Annotated in this window: 15 protein-coding genes; 2 read left to right on the top strand and 13 right to left on the bottom strand. The window is 52.9% G+C overall.

The window, feature by feature from the left end:
- Window positions 1-34 precede the first annotated feature (34 nt).
- Together ACQY6F_RS15605 and ACQY6F_RS15600 are read right to left on the bottom strand one after the other, a co-directional pair.
- On the bottom strand, window positions 35-838 hold the full coding sequence (locus ACQY6F_RS15605; RefSeq protein ID WP_428775690.1) for a S8 family serine peptidase: 804 nt from the start codon (window positions 836-838) through the stop codon (window positions 35-37).
- A gap of 224 nt (window positions 839-1,062) precedes the next feature.
- Window positions 1,063-1,968, bottom strand: a complete 906-nt coding sequence (locus ACQY6F_RS15600; protein ID WP_428775688.1) for an NAD(P)H-binding protein — start codon at window positions 1,966-1,968, stop codon at window positions 1,063-1,065.
- A gap of 91 nt (window positions 1,969-2,059) precedes the next feature.
- On the opposite strand from ACQY6F_RS15600, the gene ACQY6F_RS15595 reads away from it, so the two are divergent.
- Window positions 2,060-2,953 carry a LysR family transcriptional regulator gene (locus tag ACQY6F_RS15595; protein ID WP_428775686.1) on the top strand — a complete coding sequence of 298 codons (894 nt, stop codon included), beginning with the start codon at window positions 2,060-2,062 and terminating at the stop codon, window positions 2,951-2,953.
- A 100-nt stretch (window positions 2,954-3,053) separates the two neighbouring features.
- Here ACQY6F_RS15595 and ACQY6F_RS15590 read toward each other — a convergent pair whose 3' ends face one another.
- The 10 genes from ACQY6F_RS15590 to accD all read right to left on the bottom strand — a co-directional run bounded on the left by ACQY6F_RS15590 (window position 3,054) and on the right by accD (window position 14,138).
- A complete protein-coding gene (locus ACQY6F_RS15590; protein ID WP_428775684.1) occupies window positions 3,054-4,202 on the bottom strand; it encodes an ABC transporter ATP-binding protein in 1,149 nt (382 codons plus the stop codon).
- A gap of 9 nt (window positions 4,203-4,211) precedes the next feature.
- Window positions 4,212-4,946, bottom strand: coding sequence for an HAD family hydrolase (locus tag ACQY6F_RS15585; RefSeq protein ID WP_428775693.1), 735 nt, complete (start codon window positions 4,944-4,946; stop codon window positions 4,212-4,214).
- Window positions 4,936-6,357 carry a CehA/McbA family metallohydrolase gene (locus tag ACQY6F_RS15580; RefSeq protein ID WP_428775683.1) on the bottom strand — a complete coding sequence of 474 codons (1,422 nt, stop codon included), beginning with the start codon at window positions 6,355-6,357 and terminating at the stop codon, window positions 4,936-4,938. Before ACQY6F_RS15580 ends, ACQY6F_RS15585 begins: the two co-directional genes overlap by 11 nt.
- 86 nt (window positions 6,358-6,443) lie before the next feature.
- Window positions 6,444-7,724: an extracellular solute-binding protein gene (locus ACQY6F_RS15575; RefSeq protein ID WP_428775682.1), complete on the bottom strand. Its 1,281-nt coding sequence runs from the start codon at window positions 7,722-7,724 to the stop codon at window positions 6,444-6,446.
- A 6-nt stretch (window positions 7,725-7,730) separates the two neighbouring features.
- Window positions 7,731-8,678, bottom strand: coding sequence for a carbohydrate ABC transporter permease (locus ACQY6F_RS15570; protein ID WP_428775680.1), 948 nt, complete (start codon window positions 8,676-8,678; stop codon window positions 7,731-7,733).
- A 10-nt stretch (window positions 8,679-8,688) separates the two neighbouring features.
- On the bottom strand, window positions 8,689-9,573 hold the full coding sequence (locus ACQY6F_RS15565) for a carbohydrate ABC transporter permease (protein ID WP_428775678.1): 885 nt from the start codon (window positions 9,571-9,573) through the stop codon (window positions 8,689-8,691).
- A gap of 107 nt (window positions 9,574-9,680) precedes the next feature.
- A complete protein-coding gene (locus ACQY6F_RS15560) occupies window positions 9,681-10,559 on the bottom strand; it encodes a LysR substrate-binding domain-containing protein (RefSeq protein WP_428775676.1) in 879 nt (292 codons plus the stop codon).
- Between the two features lie 71 nt (window positions 10,560-10,630).
- Entirely contained in the window at window positions 10,631-10,972 is a 342-nt protein-coding gene (locus ACQY6F_RS15555; protein ID WP_428775675.1) for a DMT family transporter, read from the bottom strand.
- Window positions 10,973-11,280: 308 nt separating this feature from the next.
- Window positions 11,281-13,035, bottom strand: a complete 1,755-nt coding sequence (locus ACQY6F_RS15550; RefSeq protein WP_428775674.1) for an endonuclease/exonuclease/phosphatase family protein — start codon at window positions 13,033-13,035, stop codon at window positions 11,281-11,283.
- 248 nt (window positions 13,036-13,283) lie between these two features.
- On the bottom strand, window positions 13,284-14,138 hold the full coding sequence (accD, locus tag ACQY6F_RS15545) for an acetyl-CoA carboxylase, carboxyltransferase subunit beta (RefSeq protein ID WP_428775673.1): 855 nt from the start codon (window positions 14,136-14,138) through the stop codon (window positions 13,284-13,286).
- A gap of 237 nt (window positions 14,139-14,375) precedes the next feature.
- Between accD and ACQY6F_RS15540 the strand changes: the two genes are divergently transcribed.
- Window positions 14,376-15,293 carry a LysR family transcriptional regulator gene (locus ACQY6F_RS15540; RefSeq protein WP_428775691.1) on the top strand — a complete coding sequence of 306 codons (918 nt, stop codon included), beginning with the start codon at window positions 14,376-14,378 and terminating at the stop codon, window positions 15,291-15,293.
- A gap of 139 nt (window positions 15,294-15,432) precedes the next feature.
- Here the strand turns inward: ACQY6F_RS15540 and ACQY6F_RS15535 are convergent, their stop codons facing one another.
- Window positions 15,433-15,810: a VOC family protein gene (locus ACQY6F_RS15535; RefSeq protein WP_428775671.1), complete on the bottom strand. Its 378-nt coding sequence runs from the start codon at window positions 15,808-15,810 to the stop codon at window positions 15,433-15,435.
- Window positions 15,811-15,984 lie beyond the last annotated feature (174 nt).

Below are 15,984 nucleotides of genomic sequence, written 5' to 3'. Positions count from 1 at the left end.
GCCATGGGGGCCAAATACACTTCGGATCCAGAACCTACAAACGCAGCGCGTGGGCCATCAGGCTGTACGGCCAGATCGTGATGACTCGTGTATACAAAAGGAGAATTCGAGTACAACACATCGCCGCTTGGGTGCCATGACTGATCACGTCTTCGAGGGTATCGCTTTGATAGTCAGTCACGAATTTCTGTTGCTCAACACATTTGCCGTTGCCGAACTCGATACTACTGACAGTGTCGTCTTCTACACGGCAATCGATACCGGAGTCGATGATGGCAATCTTGACCGCCGGATCGCCCTGAGTAAGTTCCCAGGCTTCGGGCGCATTGATATCTGCACCAGGTAGTCCGGATGTGGCCTCCAGAGACGGGCCAAATAGCGGAGAATTCACAACCACCGAATGTGTCTGTCCGGTATTGTTGAGCGCCCACTGCTCGGAAAAGTAATCGCTGGCGTAGATATTGTCACTGTCTCCTTCGGTAGGGAAGACAGTGGTGATGCGGTTGAGATCGGCTTCGGCGTACAACACATTGGGATTCTGGTTAAAGCGGGTTAACTGCGCTTTCACCGTCCCGGCGGGTACCTGTAATACGTGCACCTCAATGCCCGAAATCAGCTTGAGGGACTTGGCGTGGCTCTCGCGCATCAGTTCACCCACCTCGGACGCCGCGGCGCCGGGGCGGAATTTGACCAGGATTCGATCCGGTGCATAGGCGGGAGGTGGGGTCGTATGGATGATGCCAGGAAGGGGGTGGGGGTAAGTCAAGCTTTCTGGTACAGCCGCCTGCGCCGACGCAATCGACAGCAACAGGATCGGCAAGGGTAACGAATGATACATGGCACAATACTCCGTGTTCGGCGAGCTCCTCCCTTTGCCGGGGAACTCCATTTGCCGGATGAAATGGCAGCGGGTACGGCACAGATCCCATCAAGACCTTTTAGCTTAGAATAGAAGCCGGGGGCTGCATTTTCCAACCTGGAGGACTGATAAGCACTGTATATCATTCGGTATAAAGACTTGAAATCAGTAAGCACCTACTTTCGTTTATTCCATTGTTATTCCTAGACCATTAACTGTTTAACTATGCTATCCAGCTTCGTCTGCTGGCATTGCTCACCTAGCTCGGTTTTCAGCTTACTGCCATCCAAAATTAGCGTTTTGTCCCACAAGTATTTCATCTCTAGCACCTCCCGAATCAAGGGAACAAAGTATGAAAGCAGCGAAAACTGCCACCACGGGAAACGGGTGATTTTCAGAGCGTAACCGTTTTGCTCAAAGGCCTGTCGCCAGTCTTCCTGGGTGAGTACCAGGCCTGGGTCATGCCAGATTTCAAATAGCTCGGTTTGACGCTCAATCAGCTTGGCGGCGTTGGCGCACAGGTCCGGTAGATAGCTCCAGAAATGTTGGTGCTCTGCACCGTGGGGGAAACGCATCAGGTAGTGGTTGGGTTTCTTTTTCAGCATCATGTTTAGCCACTGGCCATGTTGGCCGAGAAAATCCCCCGCCCTAATTATCGTCACCTTAGCTCCGGATTGGCTGGCTTGTTGAAGCCTGGTTTCCATGGCGGCCCGGATTTTTCCTTTGGCCGCAACGGGCTGTGCCGGTGCGGATTCCGCTATTGGTGTGTCACTGAGGCTGAAGTTATACACATTGCCGGGAAACAGAATCTGTAACCGCTTTTGCTGCGCCAACTGGGCAACGGGTTCCAGCATTGCCAGCGCTTGGGAATGCCATTGCGGGTAAGGCGGATTAACGGCATACACGATGAGCTCGACACCTTCAGTTGCCGCTTGCAGCGTAGCCGCGTCTTGAAAGTCCCCTTCTAAGATGTCAAAACCCAGCTGAGATTCGTTCAGCTTCTGCCGGTTTCGTACAATGGTTTTTATCTGCCAATCCTGGCTGGCTAGGGCCTTCGCCATCTCACTGCCAAAGTTACCTGTGATTCCCAGTACCAATGCGGTTTTCATCTTGCTTGCCTCTATGAATGCTTTGTCATATAACTTTACTATCCAAATATGCAATACAGAACCGCCATAAATGCGGCCAGGATATGCAGATATGAATAACAATTCCGAGAATGTGAACTGGCAAAGTTGGTACTACTTCGCCACCACCGCAGAATGTGGCAGCCTGAACAGAGCCGCAGAAAAGCTCTCCGTATCTCAGTCGACCCTAAGCCGGCAACTGGTGGCGCTGGAAAAAGAGCTAGGTCAGTCGCTGTTTAACCGCAGTACGCAGGGGGTCAGCCTGACAGAATTTGGCGCCTCGCTATTGGGGGAAGCGCAGTTGATGCGCCAATCGGCCAACCGGCTGCAGCGGCTGGTCAGCAGTGGCGCTAATGCGTTAACCGGCAAAATACGGCTATCCGTAAACCAGATACTGGCGCAATACTACCTGCCCAATATTCTGCCCGACTTTTTTGCCAGCTACCCGGATCTTAGCGTTGAGGTGGAGGTCAATAACTCCCCTTCCAACATAGACCGGCGCGATGCCGATATTGCCATTCGGATGTTCCAGCCAACACAGAACGATCTGGTCGCCAGGCACCTGTTTGATATCCCGCTTGGCTTTTACGCCAGCAGGGCCTATTTAGACAGCGTCACTTTACCGGAAACCCCAGAAGCGCTGTTTGAGCTACGTGTACTGGGTTACGATCGTGACAAAAAAATTGAACAAGGCAGCCGGGCGATGGGTTGGAATATTCGCAATGAAGATTTCCGCTTTCGCTGTGATTTTATGCCAATCCAGGTAGAACTGGCGCGCAATGGCGGCGGTATAGTGATTACCCATAATGAACTGGCCGACAAGCTCCAGCTGGAAAGAGTCGAAGTTGATATTGAGCTGCCAAAATTGCCGGTGTTTCTGGTCTGCCATCGCGACGTTCAGCAAAATCAAAAAATCCGGGTGATGATGGACTTTCTCGCCCAACGGCTGCCAGGCGCGCTGCGTTAGTTCGGCTGGCCAAACGATACCAAACATCGCCATACCTGAGTGAGTTCGGGTATGGCGACTTTCATTTAAAAACCAGAATGCAATTAAAATCCAGAATAGCTTAGTGGAAGGGGCGGACGTTTTCGGCCAGGGTTTGCTCGGTTTCCATATCGAACAGATGGCAGTGTGAAGTACTAAAGTGCAGCCGGGTTGATTCGCCGCTGCGCAGCGTGTTTTCCGGGTCAAACGGCACGCGCGCCATCAGCTTGTCTTTGCCAACCTGAAAGTAGAGATACAGCTCATTACCCATCGACTCCACCACGTTCAGCCTGTGGTGCTGGGTGTTTACTTTAGCCGCTTCCTCTTCATTCCGGGCAATTTGAATATGCTCAGGACGAAGACCAAACCAGACCCATTTGCCCTGATGTTTACGGGCTAACGGCTGTTTATCTTCCGGCAGCTCCCAGCGGTGGCCACTTTCCGTGATGGCGTTCATCACCCCGTCGATCTCATCAATACGCGCTTTGAGAATGTTCATCGCCGGAGAGCCGATAAAACCGGCGACAAATTTATTGGCCGGGTACTGGTACAGGTTCATCGGCGTATCAACCTGCATGATCTCACCGTGGTTGAGTACACAGATCCGATCCCCCAGCGTCATGGCCTCGACCTGATCGTGGGTCACGTAGATCATGGTGGCGTTCTGCCCTTCCGCTTTCAGGTCATTGTGCAGCTGGGCAATGCTGACGCGGGTAGAAACCCGCAGCTTGGCATCCAGGTTGGAAAGCGGCTCATCAAACAGAAACACATCCGGTTTCCGCACCATGGCGCGCCCGAGCGCCACCCGCTGACGCTGGCCGCCGGACATTTCACCCGGCTTGTTGTCTAGCAGGTGTTCGATTTCCAGCGTTTTGGCCGCTTCGGCGATGCGCTTGTCTATCTCAAGCTTGGGCAGCTTTTGCTGTTTCAGGCCAAACGCCATGTTTTCATACACCGACATGTGCGGGTAGAGCGCGTAGTTCTGAAACACCATCGAGATGCCACGATCTTTGGGCGGCAGATCATTGACGCGCTTATCGCCAATGTAGACGTCACCGCCGGAGATCTCTTCCAGCCCGGCGATCATTCGAAGTGTGGTGGACTTGGCGCAGCCGGACGGGCCGACAAACACCATAAACTCGCCTTCACGAATGTTAAGATCAACCCCGTGCACTGCCTTGAAGCCGTTGGGATAGATCTTCTCAACTTTTTGTAAGGTGACTTCAGCCATAGTCAGTTCCTAAATCAATTGGTTAAATGCGTGCAGATCGAAGTGCGCCACCGACGGGATCACCAGATCCGCAACCGGCTCCAGCTCGCTTCTCAGCGCCGTTCCGGTTAATACCCCCACCTTTCTGGCGCCGGCATTGTGGCCAAATTCCATATCCGACACGGTGTCGCCAAACATGATCACCTCGTGGGGCGCCACACCGCACTGCTGGCAAAACGCCTGCAGCAAAGCCGGGGCGGGCTTAGGGTCAATATCGCCATCGGAGTAGCCGATAAAATCGAACAGCTCGCTTAGACCGGACTGCGCCAGGGTGTATAAGGTGGAGTCTTTGCTGTCTGCGGTCGCAATGCCCAGTAGCATCCCCTGTTGTTTAAGCAGCATCAGCTTTTCACTCACGCCGGGTAGCGCTTCGATCCAGTCCGGGTTCTGTTCAACTTGTCCGTTGAACGCCGTTTTGGTCACCTGGCTAAACGCCTCCAGAGATACATCGGGTTGCAGCATCTCAAACCACGCCACAGCGGTGTCTTCGACCGGGTTAGAGGCCAGCAGGCCATGGTTTAGCACCAGGTCGCCCTCGACGCCAATCGCCGAGAGTAGCTCAGTAACCGTGACAGTTTGATTACCTGCCTGGGCATCGCTGTAGTTTTTTACCTGCATGGCCGCACTGCGCGACACATTAAGCCACATGTTGTGAAACTCGAGTAAGGTACCGTCTTTATCAAACAATAGTGCTTTAAACTTCATCACTATTTAATCGCTCCATAAGTTCGCCCCAGGTGGCCACCAGCGGCGCGTGAAATGTTGGATGGTTGCCGTTAAATACGGCGTTAATGCAGCCTTCAAATTCGTTATTGTGCTGGCGACGAATATCAATCCGGCACCAGGCATAACCTGAAGCAACCAAGAGGATTTGCGTGGCAGACGACAGCGGATAACGAGCCTGAATATGGCCGTCGACCACCACTTCCGCCACGTAGAGATGCGCACTGTCTGCGACCGAAATGGAATAACTGAGCGCGCCGCCCTGACTATCTTGCCCAGGCAGAAGTTGGTTATGGTTGATGTCAAACTGAAGGCCGCAGCGCCGTTCCACATAAACCTGACCAGCACGCAGCCCGGCAAGGATACCTTCACCGCTTAAACCGTGACTGAAAACGAAGGTGGACGGGTCGCCATAGATGGAAGGCTGGTCGGCGTTTGGATTGCGTTCATGAGGCTCAAGGTGAGAATCACTGCCGCCGATAGCAGTAATGCGGTGGCCGCAGTTCCACATCTCGTTCAGTACCTGAATTGCTTCATCGGCCGCTCTGGCAGAGGTGCTCCAGGTCGGGTCGCAGCACACCTCAAAGGTCGACACTCTGCTGAGTTCAATCTCGTCATAATGCCAGTGCCACGGTTTCATCATCGGGTGATTGAGGCCAATGGAGCTCTGACCGCTCTCCGCCAGCGACAGCCCCGCTTCAATTACCGCCTGGCTGGTGTGTTCTACCTGTCTCAGATCCAGCGCTCGGGCCGGGCCGTGGACGTTGAAATGGCCGAGATCGGTGGTCACTTCCACCCCGGGTAGGAACAGGCATTGATCTGATTCCGGCAGTTTTGGCTGACAGATGTTGTGCTCGGTGAAAAAAAAGAAATCGAGCTGCTGTGATTCGACAATCTGTTTCGCCGCTTCCAGGCTATTATGACCATCAGAAAGCTGGGTATGGGCGTGCAAATCACCGCGATACCAGCGAGATTGCGGGTTTAACACCGCGCTGTAGTCAAAGCTAACCCGATGGGCGCCGTCGACCACTTCGGTGAGCGCCAATTCAGGCGCGGTCACTGCGTCATCAAACGTCACGCTAACCTGATACTGCATCGCCCGCTCGCGGCGAAACTCGCCTTCCAGGTTAAACAGCTCCAGCGACCACTCTCCCGCCATCAGGTCACCGTCAATTGCGCCAAAGCCAGAGTTGTCACCCTGCACCGCCAGCGATTTGTAGCCTTTTTCAAACAGCAGCTTGCCGCGAAACGACTGCTCTGCGTCATAGACCGCCGCGTAGAGAAAACCTTTGGTTACTGTGGTGCCGGTGACTGTCACCGAAGTTGTGCCCTGCGGCACCTCAAATGTAAGACGCGTTCTGCCAAACGGCAGTTCGCCGTGAAATTGAATCATTGGGTTCACCTGATTGGCCTTGTTGGCTACTCATCGATAAGGCGTAAGGGAAGAAAGCCCACCCCGAGGAGTGGACTGATTTGCGATTAAGAACGGTTGGCTCTGTCCAGTGCACGCTGGGCTTTTTTCGCCGCCTGCTTGAGCGCTTTTTCCGCCGGGACGTTCTGGATCTGAATCTGATCCGCTGCCACTTTCAGCGCGTCCTGGATCTTGCCGTTGGTTGGATCGAGGAAGTTCGCGGTGGCGAAGCTCGCCTGTTTCAGCGGGATCAGCGCCTGCGGGTTCTGTTTAGTAAACGCCTGGTATTCCGGTACGCTTTCGACACTCATCCGCACCGGAATGTAGCCGGTGAACATAGACCATGCCGCGGTGTTCTTGGCGCTGGTGTAGAACTCGATAAACTCAAACGCGCCTTTGGCGGCCGCCTCATCGGTGCCCTTTGGCATCACGTACACCAGAGCGCCAGCTTGCGGGGCAGACGGGTTTGCCCCCCAGCCCGGCTGAGTAGTGGCCGCCAGTTTACTGAAATCCAAGTCGCCCTGGTCACCAGACGAGCCGGTATAGCCCAGTGCGTTGCCTTTCATCACGTCATCAATGGTTTTGTACCAATACTCCCAACCCTGACCGCCGTGATGGACACGCATGATCTGGTCATCGTGGATCCACTTGCGAAAGCCGTCCCATACTTCAACCCACTCCGGTGAATCAATCAGCACGGTTTTGCCGTCATCGCTAATCACCTTGGCGCCGTTGGAAAACGCCGCATCGATCATGTTGTCTTTACCCCACATCGGCTCCCAGCCGTAAAAGCTGATGTTGCCTTTGTCATCGCGCTGGGTCACTTTCGCCGCCACTTTGGCAACCCCTTGCCAGGTGCTCAGGTCTTGGGCGCTGAAGCCGTTCTCCGCCAATACTTGTTTGTTGTAGTAGAACACCTGAGTGGTGCCGTAGGCCGGCATACCGATAATCGAGCCATCATCTGCGGTGACCTGTGAGCGGAACGCACCGACAAAGTCTGCGAAGTTAAACTCAGCATCCATGTAGGGTTTCAGGTCACGGCTTAGCCCGCGGCCATGCATGGCTTCCGCGCGGCCGGAATCGAGCAGCACTAGCTCCGGCGCGGTTTTCGACGCCAGACCGGCCTGCAGCTTCTGATAGGTTTCGGTGTAGTTGCCTTGTAGCGCCGGCTTAACCACGTACTCATCCTGGCTGGCATTGAACTCATCAATCAGCTTGGCCATCATTTGCTGAGGCTTAGTCCCGCCGGAAAACCAGAAGTTAACCTCTGTTTTTGCCAGTACACTGCCAGAGAACATAGAAGCGCTTGCTGCGCCAGCACACACTAGTGCGAGAGTTTTTAGTTTCATTTCCGTTTACTCTTTTACGCCGTTATCGGCGATACCTGAAAGAATCGTCTTTTGACAGATGACGAATAGAATTAACAAAGGCAGTACTGCGATTGTGCTGGCGGCCATAATCTGCGACCAGTTCAACCCGTAGTTGCCTTCAGCGATAAAGTAGTGACGAATACCTGTGGCGATCAGATTCAGATCCTGGCTGGTGATCACCAGGCTCGGCCACATGTAACTGTTGTAATTGGTGATAAAGGTAATCAAAAACAGCGTGGCCACCGCCGCCCTGCACTGCGGTAGCAAAATTGCCCACAGAATTTTCAGCTCGCCCGCACCATCAATCCGCGCCGCTTCAATCAGCGAAGGGTGGATCTTGATAAACACCTGGCGCAGGTAGAACACGCCGAAGATAGATGCGGCGTTGGAGACCACCAGGCCCATGTGCGAGTCCAGCAAACCCAGTTTGGCCAGGGTGATGTAAGACGGGATATAAGTCACCGCGCCCGGCAACATGTAGCAGCCCATCACCACGAAATAGAGCAACGTCTTGGAGCGAAACTTCAGCTGTGTCAGCGCGTAAGCAAACATGGCGGAGTTTACGATCACCAACAAGGTGGTAAACAGCGCGACCGAAAAACTGTTGAAAATGTACAAGCCGAACGGCGCACTCTGAAACGTATCGACAAAGGTCTCCCAGCGAAACTGCTGCGGGATCAGATTCAGCGGGCTGGCAAAAATCTCGTCATTGCTTTTCAGTGAACCCGACAGCATCCACAAAAATGGGAACACCATGATGGTGCCGCACACCACCAGAAACAGGTGCTTTATCCAGCCAGCCAGAGCGGCAGTACTCGCCGTTTTGCTGCGGCGCTGAGTGGCGGTTGTGACAACCACTTTCGCTGGCACCACGCTCTGTTTACCCACCGACTGCCGGGCCAGTACGTGTGAATCCATTACTTGAGTTGTCATACTCGTGTCCTTAATAGTAAACCCAGCGCTTGCCGATATAGGTATTGGCGATAGCCAGCAACCCGGTGATGAGGAAGATCACCAGTGACGTTGCCGCTGCCGGCCCCATCTCATAGCGTTCGAACGCCTGTTGATAAAACAGGTACAACAAGGTGCGAGTCTCGCCTCCCGGCCCGCCCTGGGTGAGGATTTGGAACTGATCAAACGCCTGCACCGCGGTGATCATATTGACCACCACCAGGAAAAATGTGGTGGGTGACACCAGCGGCAACGTGATCTTGAAAAAGCGTGTCAGGCTGCTGCAGCCATCGATGAGTGACGCTTCATACAGCGATGTGGGGATCTTGTTTAACGCGCTGATATAAAAAAGCATGGTCCAGCCAATCGCCTGCCAGATGGTGACAATAATCACCGCCACCATTGCGGTGTCCCCCTGCTCCAGCCAGGCAATACCGTCAAAACCGGCGCTGTTCAACAGCTGGTTGGCCAGGCCCGTTTTCGACTCAAACACCCAGGACCAGACGATAGACACTGCCACGGTAGGTGTAATCCAGGGGGAGAAAATCACCGCCCGGTAGAACTGACTGCCGGTAAAGTTTTTATGCAGCAACAGGGCAAACATCAGCCCGAGCAGGACGGTCGGGGTCACTACCCCCAGCGAGAACCAAAAGGTATTCAGCAGCGCCTGGGTAAACTCAAAATCTTCCAGCATATACTGGTAGTTTTCGACCCCGACAAAACTGTAGTCGGGGGAGATGTAATCCCAATCGGTAAAGCTGATATAGATGGAATAACCAAACGGGACCAGCCAGAAAGTCACCAGCGGCACCAGCAACGGCGCGGTAAACAGCAGCACTTTTAGGCGGTTGGTTATCGGTTGTGAAAAAGCAATCATAGTGGTCTCGTGATTGTTCGTATGGGATGAATGTAACCGGGTAATGTGACAAGTCTGTTGGACAGTGCCTGATATTTTTTATGGCTACCCATAAGAAAAACTTACCCTTACTCACCGTCCTCAATTTGGTGATGCAGCCAGTCGCAGAAAAAATTCACCTTGGCGCTGCGGCTGTTTTTGGTGATCAGGTAATGGGCCGATTCCGCGGGCATCGGCGCATCAATCGCCAGTACCAATTCGCGGTTTTTGATTTGCTCAGCCACAGCCAGCGAGCGCACCAATAGCACCCCAACGCCGCGCTTGGCCGCTTCCAGCGCATGCAGAGAATTGCTGATTTCCAGCTGCACCCTGGGCAGGGAGACATCAAACTGGTTGTGGCTGAGCCATTGCATCCAGTTTTCCTGGTAGCCTTTCACCTGCACCGCAGGCAACTCGGAAAAGTCTTTGGCGGCAAGTGACTCGTGGTACTGCTGCTTAAATTCGGGGCTGCACACTAGTTGCCAGTGTTCCTGAAACAGCCGCTCACAGTGGGTCTCTTCGCTGTCGACTTTGCCATTGGTCAGCTCGATATCGACGTTCTGACAAGGCGTAGTCGATGGCCAGTCCACCAACTGGATATCGAGGCGAATAAAAGGATAGGTCTGGTAGAACAGCGGCAGCCTGGGCAGCAGCCAGTTATGGCAAAGAGTGTGATTAACCCGAAGGCTCAGCACATCGGTCTCTTTCTCGCCAAACAGGATCTGGGTTTGCAACTTAAGGTGGGCAAGTGAGCCTGAGACAATCGGCTGATAGTGCTGCGCGGCAGAGGTGAGCTTGACGCCTCTCTGGCTGCGTTCAAACAGGGTGGTGCCGAGAAAAGCTTCCAGGGTTTTCAGTTGTTGACTGACCGCTGCCTGAGTTACACACAGTTCGCGAGCCGCAGCACCGATGGAGCCTAACCTTGCGACGGCCTCAAAAGAAACCAGGGCACGTAAAGGTGGGAGCATGATTTCACCTCATTGAAATAAGGCAAAATTACTTCAATGAGGTTGCGTTTTTTCGACACTAGCGTGACAGATTAATGACTCACGGAAGTTGAAAATAGATTTATGATCACCGTCCCAATCAAGATAAATCCGATGCCGACTACAGCGTAAATATCCAGTTTTTGTCCATACAGCAACCAGGATATCCCGGCGACAAGAATAATGCCTGCGCCACACCAGATCGCATAGGCGACTCCAAGTGACATAAATTCTACCGCGACCGACAACAGGTAAAATGCCAGGCCATAGCCGACTAATACCGCCACGGTGGGCAGCAAGGCGGTGAACTGGTTGGTTTTTGGCAGCCAGGCCGTCGCGAAGACTTCCAGCACGATGGCCAGAGATAGTGCGATAAATGGAGGTAGTGAAAGCATTGCGAACTCCGATAGGAAAAATTGAGTGCACCGAACCTACCCTGCTTTTGTTGCAGGCATGTTTCCGTCAACCATAGTAGTGGTAATGGCTGCCGACAGTTTAGCTGTGGATCCATTGTAGCACTGCGCCGGTTTTAAACGCGATCCGAATCGAAGAGATCAGACGTGGTGGAGCGGCACAGGAGCTCATCAAAAAGCCGCGAAAACCAGCACCGAATCACACGGCCTGACTGCGGTGCAATCCCGAAATCAGGCCGATTGATACAACCAGTTAGGTTGTTTTTTCCAGCGACCAGAGCGGCCGAAGCTCAGTTTAGACGGCGACGGAACAAGGCCAGGCCGAACATAACCAGCAGTGAAATAGTACCAAAGGCGCCGCCACTGCTCTTGGTCTCTGGCTTAACCACATTGGCCGCTGGTGTGAGCTCATAAATGCCCACCACCGCTCGGTGGTCCGCTGACCAGCGCTCATGGGTGGTTTGGATATCAACCCGGTCATTCGGTGTCTTGTAGCGACCATACTGCGGCGCTTCTCCGACAACTTTCGCGTCTTTCACCTTGATCCAATCTACGCCGTTGGCGCCAAAGTAGACATAATCGATTCGGTGCGCGTCGGTGGGAGATTGAGTCACCAGGTTGGTTGGCCCCCAGGTAATACCCGGATACATCACTTCGGCGACCTGGCCTTCTTCGAGTGGCCAGTTGTTACGGGCTTCATGGAAGGTATCGGTCAGGCCATATTCGCTGGTGAGTTCCGTTGACATAGGCGCAGCAATCGCCATCGGGATTCGACGACTCTTCCACGGCAGATCGGCTTCCGCTGCGGCGGCCGCTTCAGTGTAGTCGTAATGGCTCGGCTCGTTGAAATCACCGGTGACAAACATAGGGGTATTGTTTGGAACCTGGTTGAGTTCCTGTTTGAGCACCGAGTAACGTTGATTATACGGCAGGCCAATATCTCGCTCGAATTCCTGATAGTCAGGGTTCATTCTGGCACGACGGATCAGCTCGCCCTCATCCCACCCCATCTCTTCCGCTTTGTTAGCCGCGTAAGGCAAGTAGTAGTTACTCCAGTCATCCATCAGGCCGACGTGAATGTTGCCCATATAGATTTGCCGGCCGCCGGGAAGCTCAATATCACAGCCCTGATAATACTTGTTGATCACCGGATAGCGACTGAAAGTGGTATGGTTACAGCTATACCACTCATCCCCGGTGGCTCTGGTCAGTTGTTGGCGGAACCAGTCTTTGTCCACGTCCCAGTGATTCGGATAGAACTCTTGCAGGCCGACGATATCGGCATCCACGGAAACAATTTCACGCAGGTTCTGCACGGCGCGACCGTGGTGCAGGCCGGCATAGGCAGTGCCTTTAACGTCCGGTCCCTGGATATTAAACGTCATCACCCGTAGCTCATTCTGTGCTTTGGGGGATTTTTTCACAAACAGGTAGTCCGACGTTACGATCTTGATATCGTAGCGTTCGTAGTAGGACTCCGGCAGTGAGAAGTGGTAACCATCTTCGTCAACGGTCAGTTGCAGATCCGCTTCCCAGCCCAGTCCTGCCATCTTATCAACTGAATATTCCAGGGTGATGTTGTCCAAAACAGCCTGGGTATCGAACTCGGCTAACTGATCGACGGTAATGACTTTCTGCTTAGGATCGGAAGGCAGGCCATTGACGGTTAAAGTGACTCTGGGTAACTGCACGACCGAAAATGGCGCCCGGGTGGCATCTTCGGTATAACCGTTATTCAGCATGTAGCCGACATAGTAGTCCCCGCCATCATTCGGTGCGGTTAAGTTAAGGCTTCCTTCCGTACCCACAGCGTAACCCCAGCTTATCGCCGGCCCGGAACCTCCTGGGTTGCCATCTGCAGGATAGATCCCGATCCAGTCTGACCCGTTGTTCGCACCTTCGCTCCAGCTAACCTGGACAGTTTGACCGGTTTTGTAGCTTGATTTATCGAGTGATAGCACAGCGGCACTGACGCTCATGCTGACGACGGTTAAGCTAGATAGCGCCAAACCGGCAAATGTTCTGGTATATGGTTGATAAGTCATGATCTTTCCTTGAATGAGTACAATCAAGGGCAAAGTACCCAAGGAAAATTACAGCTACATGATTTTTGTTTAACTATTTCTAATGACTTTAATTAGCTGGGTAGGCACAACCAAGCCCCTCAACGGCTGGCCGGCTCCAACGCAAATAAAAAAGCAGAGAATTGTTCACTCAGCTCTTGATTAACAATGACCGATTTACAGTGCAAATTGCTGCCATGCTGGCCCGAAGCGAGGTTTCAAACCCCGGCTTAGAGGGGAGTATTGGTCAGTTTGGATATCAGGCCACCCACTCGTTTTCGCATATCGCGCCGGTCCACTATCATGTCGATAGCACCATGTTCCAGCAGGAACTCACTGAGCTGGAAATCATCCGGCAACTGTTCGCGCACCGTTTGCTCAATCACGCGCCGACCGGCGAAACCTATGATGGCCTCAGGTTCACCGATATTGATATCCCCCAGCATGCCCAAACTGGCGGAAACACCGCCTAATGTCGGGTTGGTGAACACCGAGATATAAGGCAGGCCCTTATTGGCGAGCCGATTCAGCGCCGCGCTGGTTTTAGACATCTGCATCAGTGACATCAGTGATTCTTGCATCCGTGCTCCGCCGCTGGCGGAAAAGCAGACTAAGCCACAGTTTTGCTCAATTGCTGTTTCCACCGCCCGGACAAAACGCGCCCCGACAACAGAACCCATCGAGCCGGCCATAAACGAGAATTCGAATGCACAGGCGACGATCGGCAACCCTAACAGTTCTCCTTTCATCGCCACCAGCGCATCTTTTTCACCGGTGGTTTTCTGGGCAGTCGCGAGTCGCTCTTTGTACCGTTTCAGGTCGCGGAATCCCAGCGTGTCCCTGGGTTCGAACTCACCGGCGATTTCAACCCGGTTGTCCTGATCCAGAAACGTATCCAGCCTGCGCCGTGCCGCCAGCCGCATGTGGTGGCTGCATTTCGGACAGACCGACAAGTTTTCTTCCAGCGCGGTGCGGTAAAGGATCTGATCGCAAGACGGGCATTTGGTCCATACGCCTTCCGGAATGGACGTTTTTCGGGTACTGATTAGCTGTTTTTTCTCTAATAGCTTTTCTAGCCAACTCATGGCAAACCTTTTCTTGGTGGCGGCTTTGTCTCACTTAAAACATGCTGAATGGCATGTTACCGGCGCCACTTATCCGATTATTGTAAATAAAGGGACAATCATCAGAGTCGCGGGCCCGGAATCAAACAGCCGATGCATTTAAAAGCCGTAAATCGATAGAGCTATTGTAGAAATTTACCGTAAGCAATAAAGTGGTGTACATGGGTTTTAAAATCCAACATTTTGGGATAATTAGTGATACTGGAAAATATTGAACAGCAGTGGCTCAAGAGCTTTCACTGCGTCTTTGAGAACAATAGCTTTAAGCGCGCGGCGGAGCTGCTCAACCTGCCGACATCCAACGTGAGTCGTCATATCGCATTGCTGGAAGAAAAACTCAATACCAGGCTATTTGAACGAACCACTCGGCGCATGGCTCCGACCGATGCGGGGGAGCAGCTGTATTCATCCACTCAGCCGCTGCTGGGAAAACTTAATGATGCGCTGGAACAAGTGACCCGACACTCTCATACTGTGATGGGGCAACTGAAAGTGCTTATGCCGGATTCCCCGGCGCTGGCCGAAGCAGTGGTGTCGTTCTGTATTGAGCATCCGGCCATATCCTTGTGTTGCGATACCAGTCTGAGCCCAAAAGACGACCTGCTCGAAGGGTTCGATCTCATCTTAAGTTTTCATCGCGGCAAACTCCCCGATAGTAGCTGGGTGGCCAGAGAGATCATCCGCTGGCCCAGTGTCGTGGTGGCCTCGCCGCAACTGCTGCAACGCTATGCCCGCCCCTACCAGATTACCGATTTAAGCTGCGTTCCGTGTATCAGCAGCCTGACGGCTTTGAATGGCACGCCTTGGGTATTTAACAACCCGCAGGGTGAGCCGGTGATGCAAAAGGTGCAGTCTTCGTTCAAGGTCAATAGCGGCGCGATGGCCAAAACGGGCGCGTTGGCCGGGCTTGGGTTTGCCATTCTGCCATTAGACGCCTGCAGGGAGGAGTTGCAGGCCGGGGCGCTGGAAATTGTCCAGCTTGAGTATCAACCGGACGATTTGGTGTTGTATGCGTTTTACGCATCCCGCAAGCACGTTGCGAAAAAGATTTCTAAATTTGTTGAACACTTACAGCATCATACCGAGCAAAGCTATCAGTCAAAAAACAAACAGTAGCACTGTGTTGCCTTTTGGCCAGCCGCTACTGTTTGGTGAAACCATTGGTGATGAGTTAAACCACATCGCTCAATATCGCGATTTGTTTAAGAGCAGTGACAATACACAATGAGCTTAATGTGGTTTTTAAAAGTTGCGATTACATAAAGTGAGTAGCACAGATTTTGTTGCCAGACGGATCGCGTAAGTAAGCAAGATACAGCTTGCGCTCCGCACTGGCCCGCACACCAGGAGGCTCTTCACAAGCCGTGCCACCATGTTTCAGGCCTGCCGCGTGCCAGGCATCCACCAGCTCCGGGCTTTTCACTTTAAACCCAATAGTCATACCGTTGCCATGCGTGGCCTGCTCACCATTAATAGGCTTGGTAATACCTAACACACCTTCCGGATTCAGATAAAGACAGCGACCTTTGCCATCGATTACCCCGGTTGGGTAACCCAATACCTGCATGATAGCATCGTAAAAACGCTTCGACTGTTCAATATCATTTGAACCCACCATTACATGACTAAACATTCTCTATCCTCAGCTCTGCGTTACATCGTATTCGACTGGTTTTATAACTTTCCACTGCCGCTCTGATAACGGCATGGCGCTACCTTTTATACCGCAGCATCAACAAAATGCAACCAGATTCATTGCGCCAAGATTAGTAATTAAATCAACCAATTCGTTCTAAACATCCATATC

This window comes from Vibrio sp., assembly GCF_050299255.1.
Lineage (GTDB): Bacteria > Pseudomonadota > Gammaproteobacteria > Enterobacterales > Vibrionaceae > Vibrio.
This window is presented reverse-complemented; position numbering and strand designations above follow the sequence as displayed.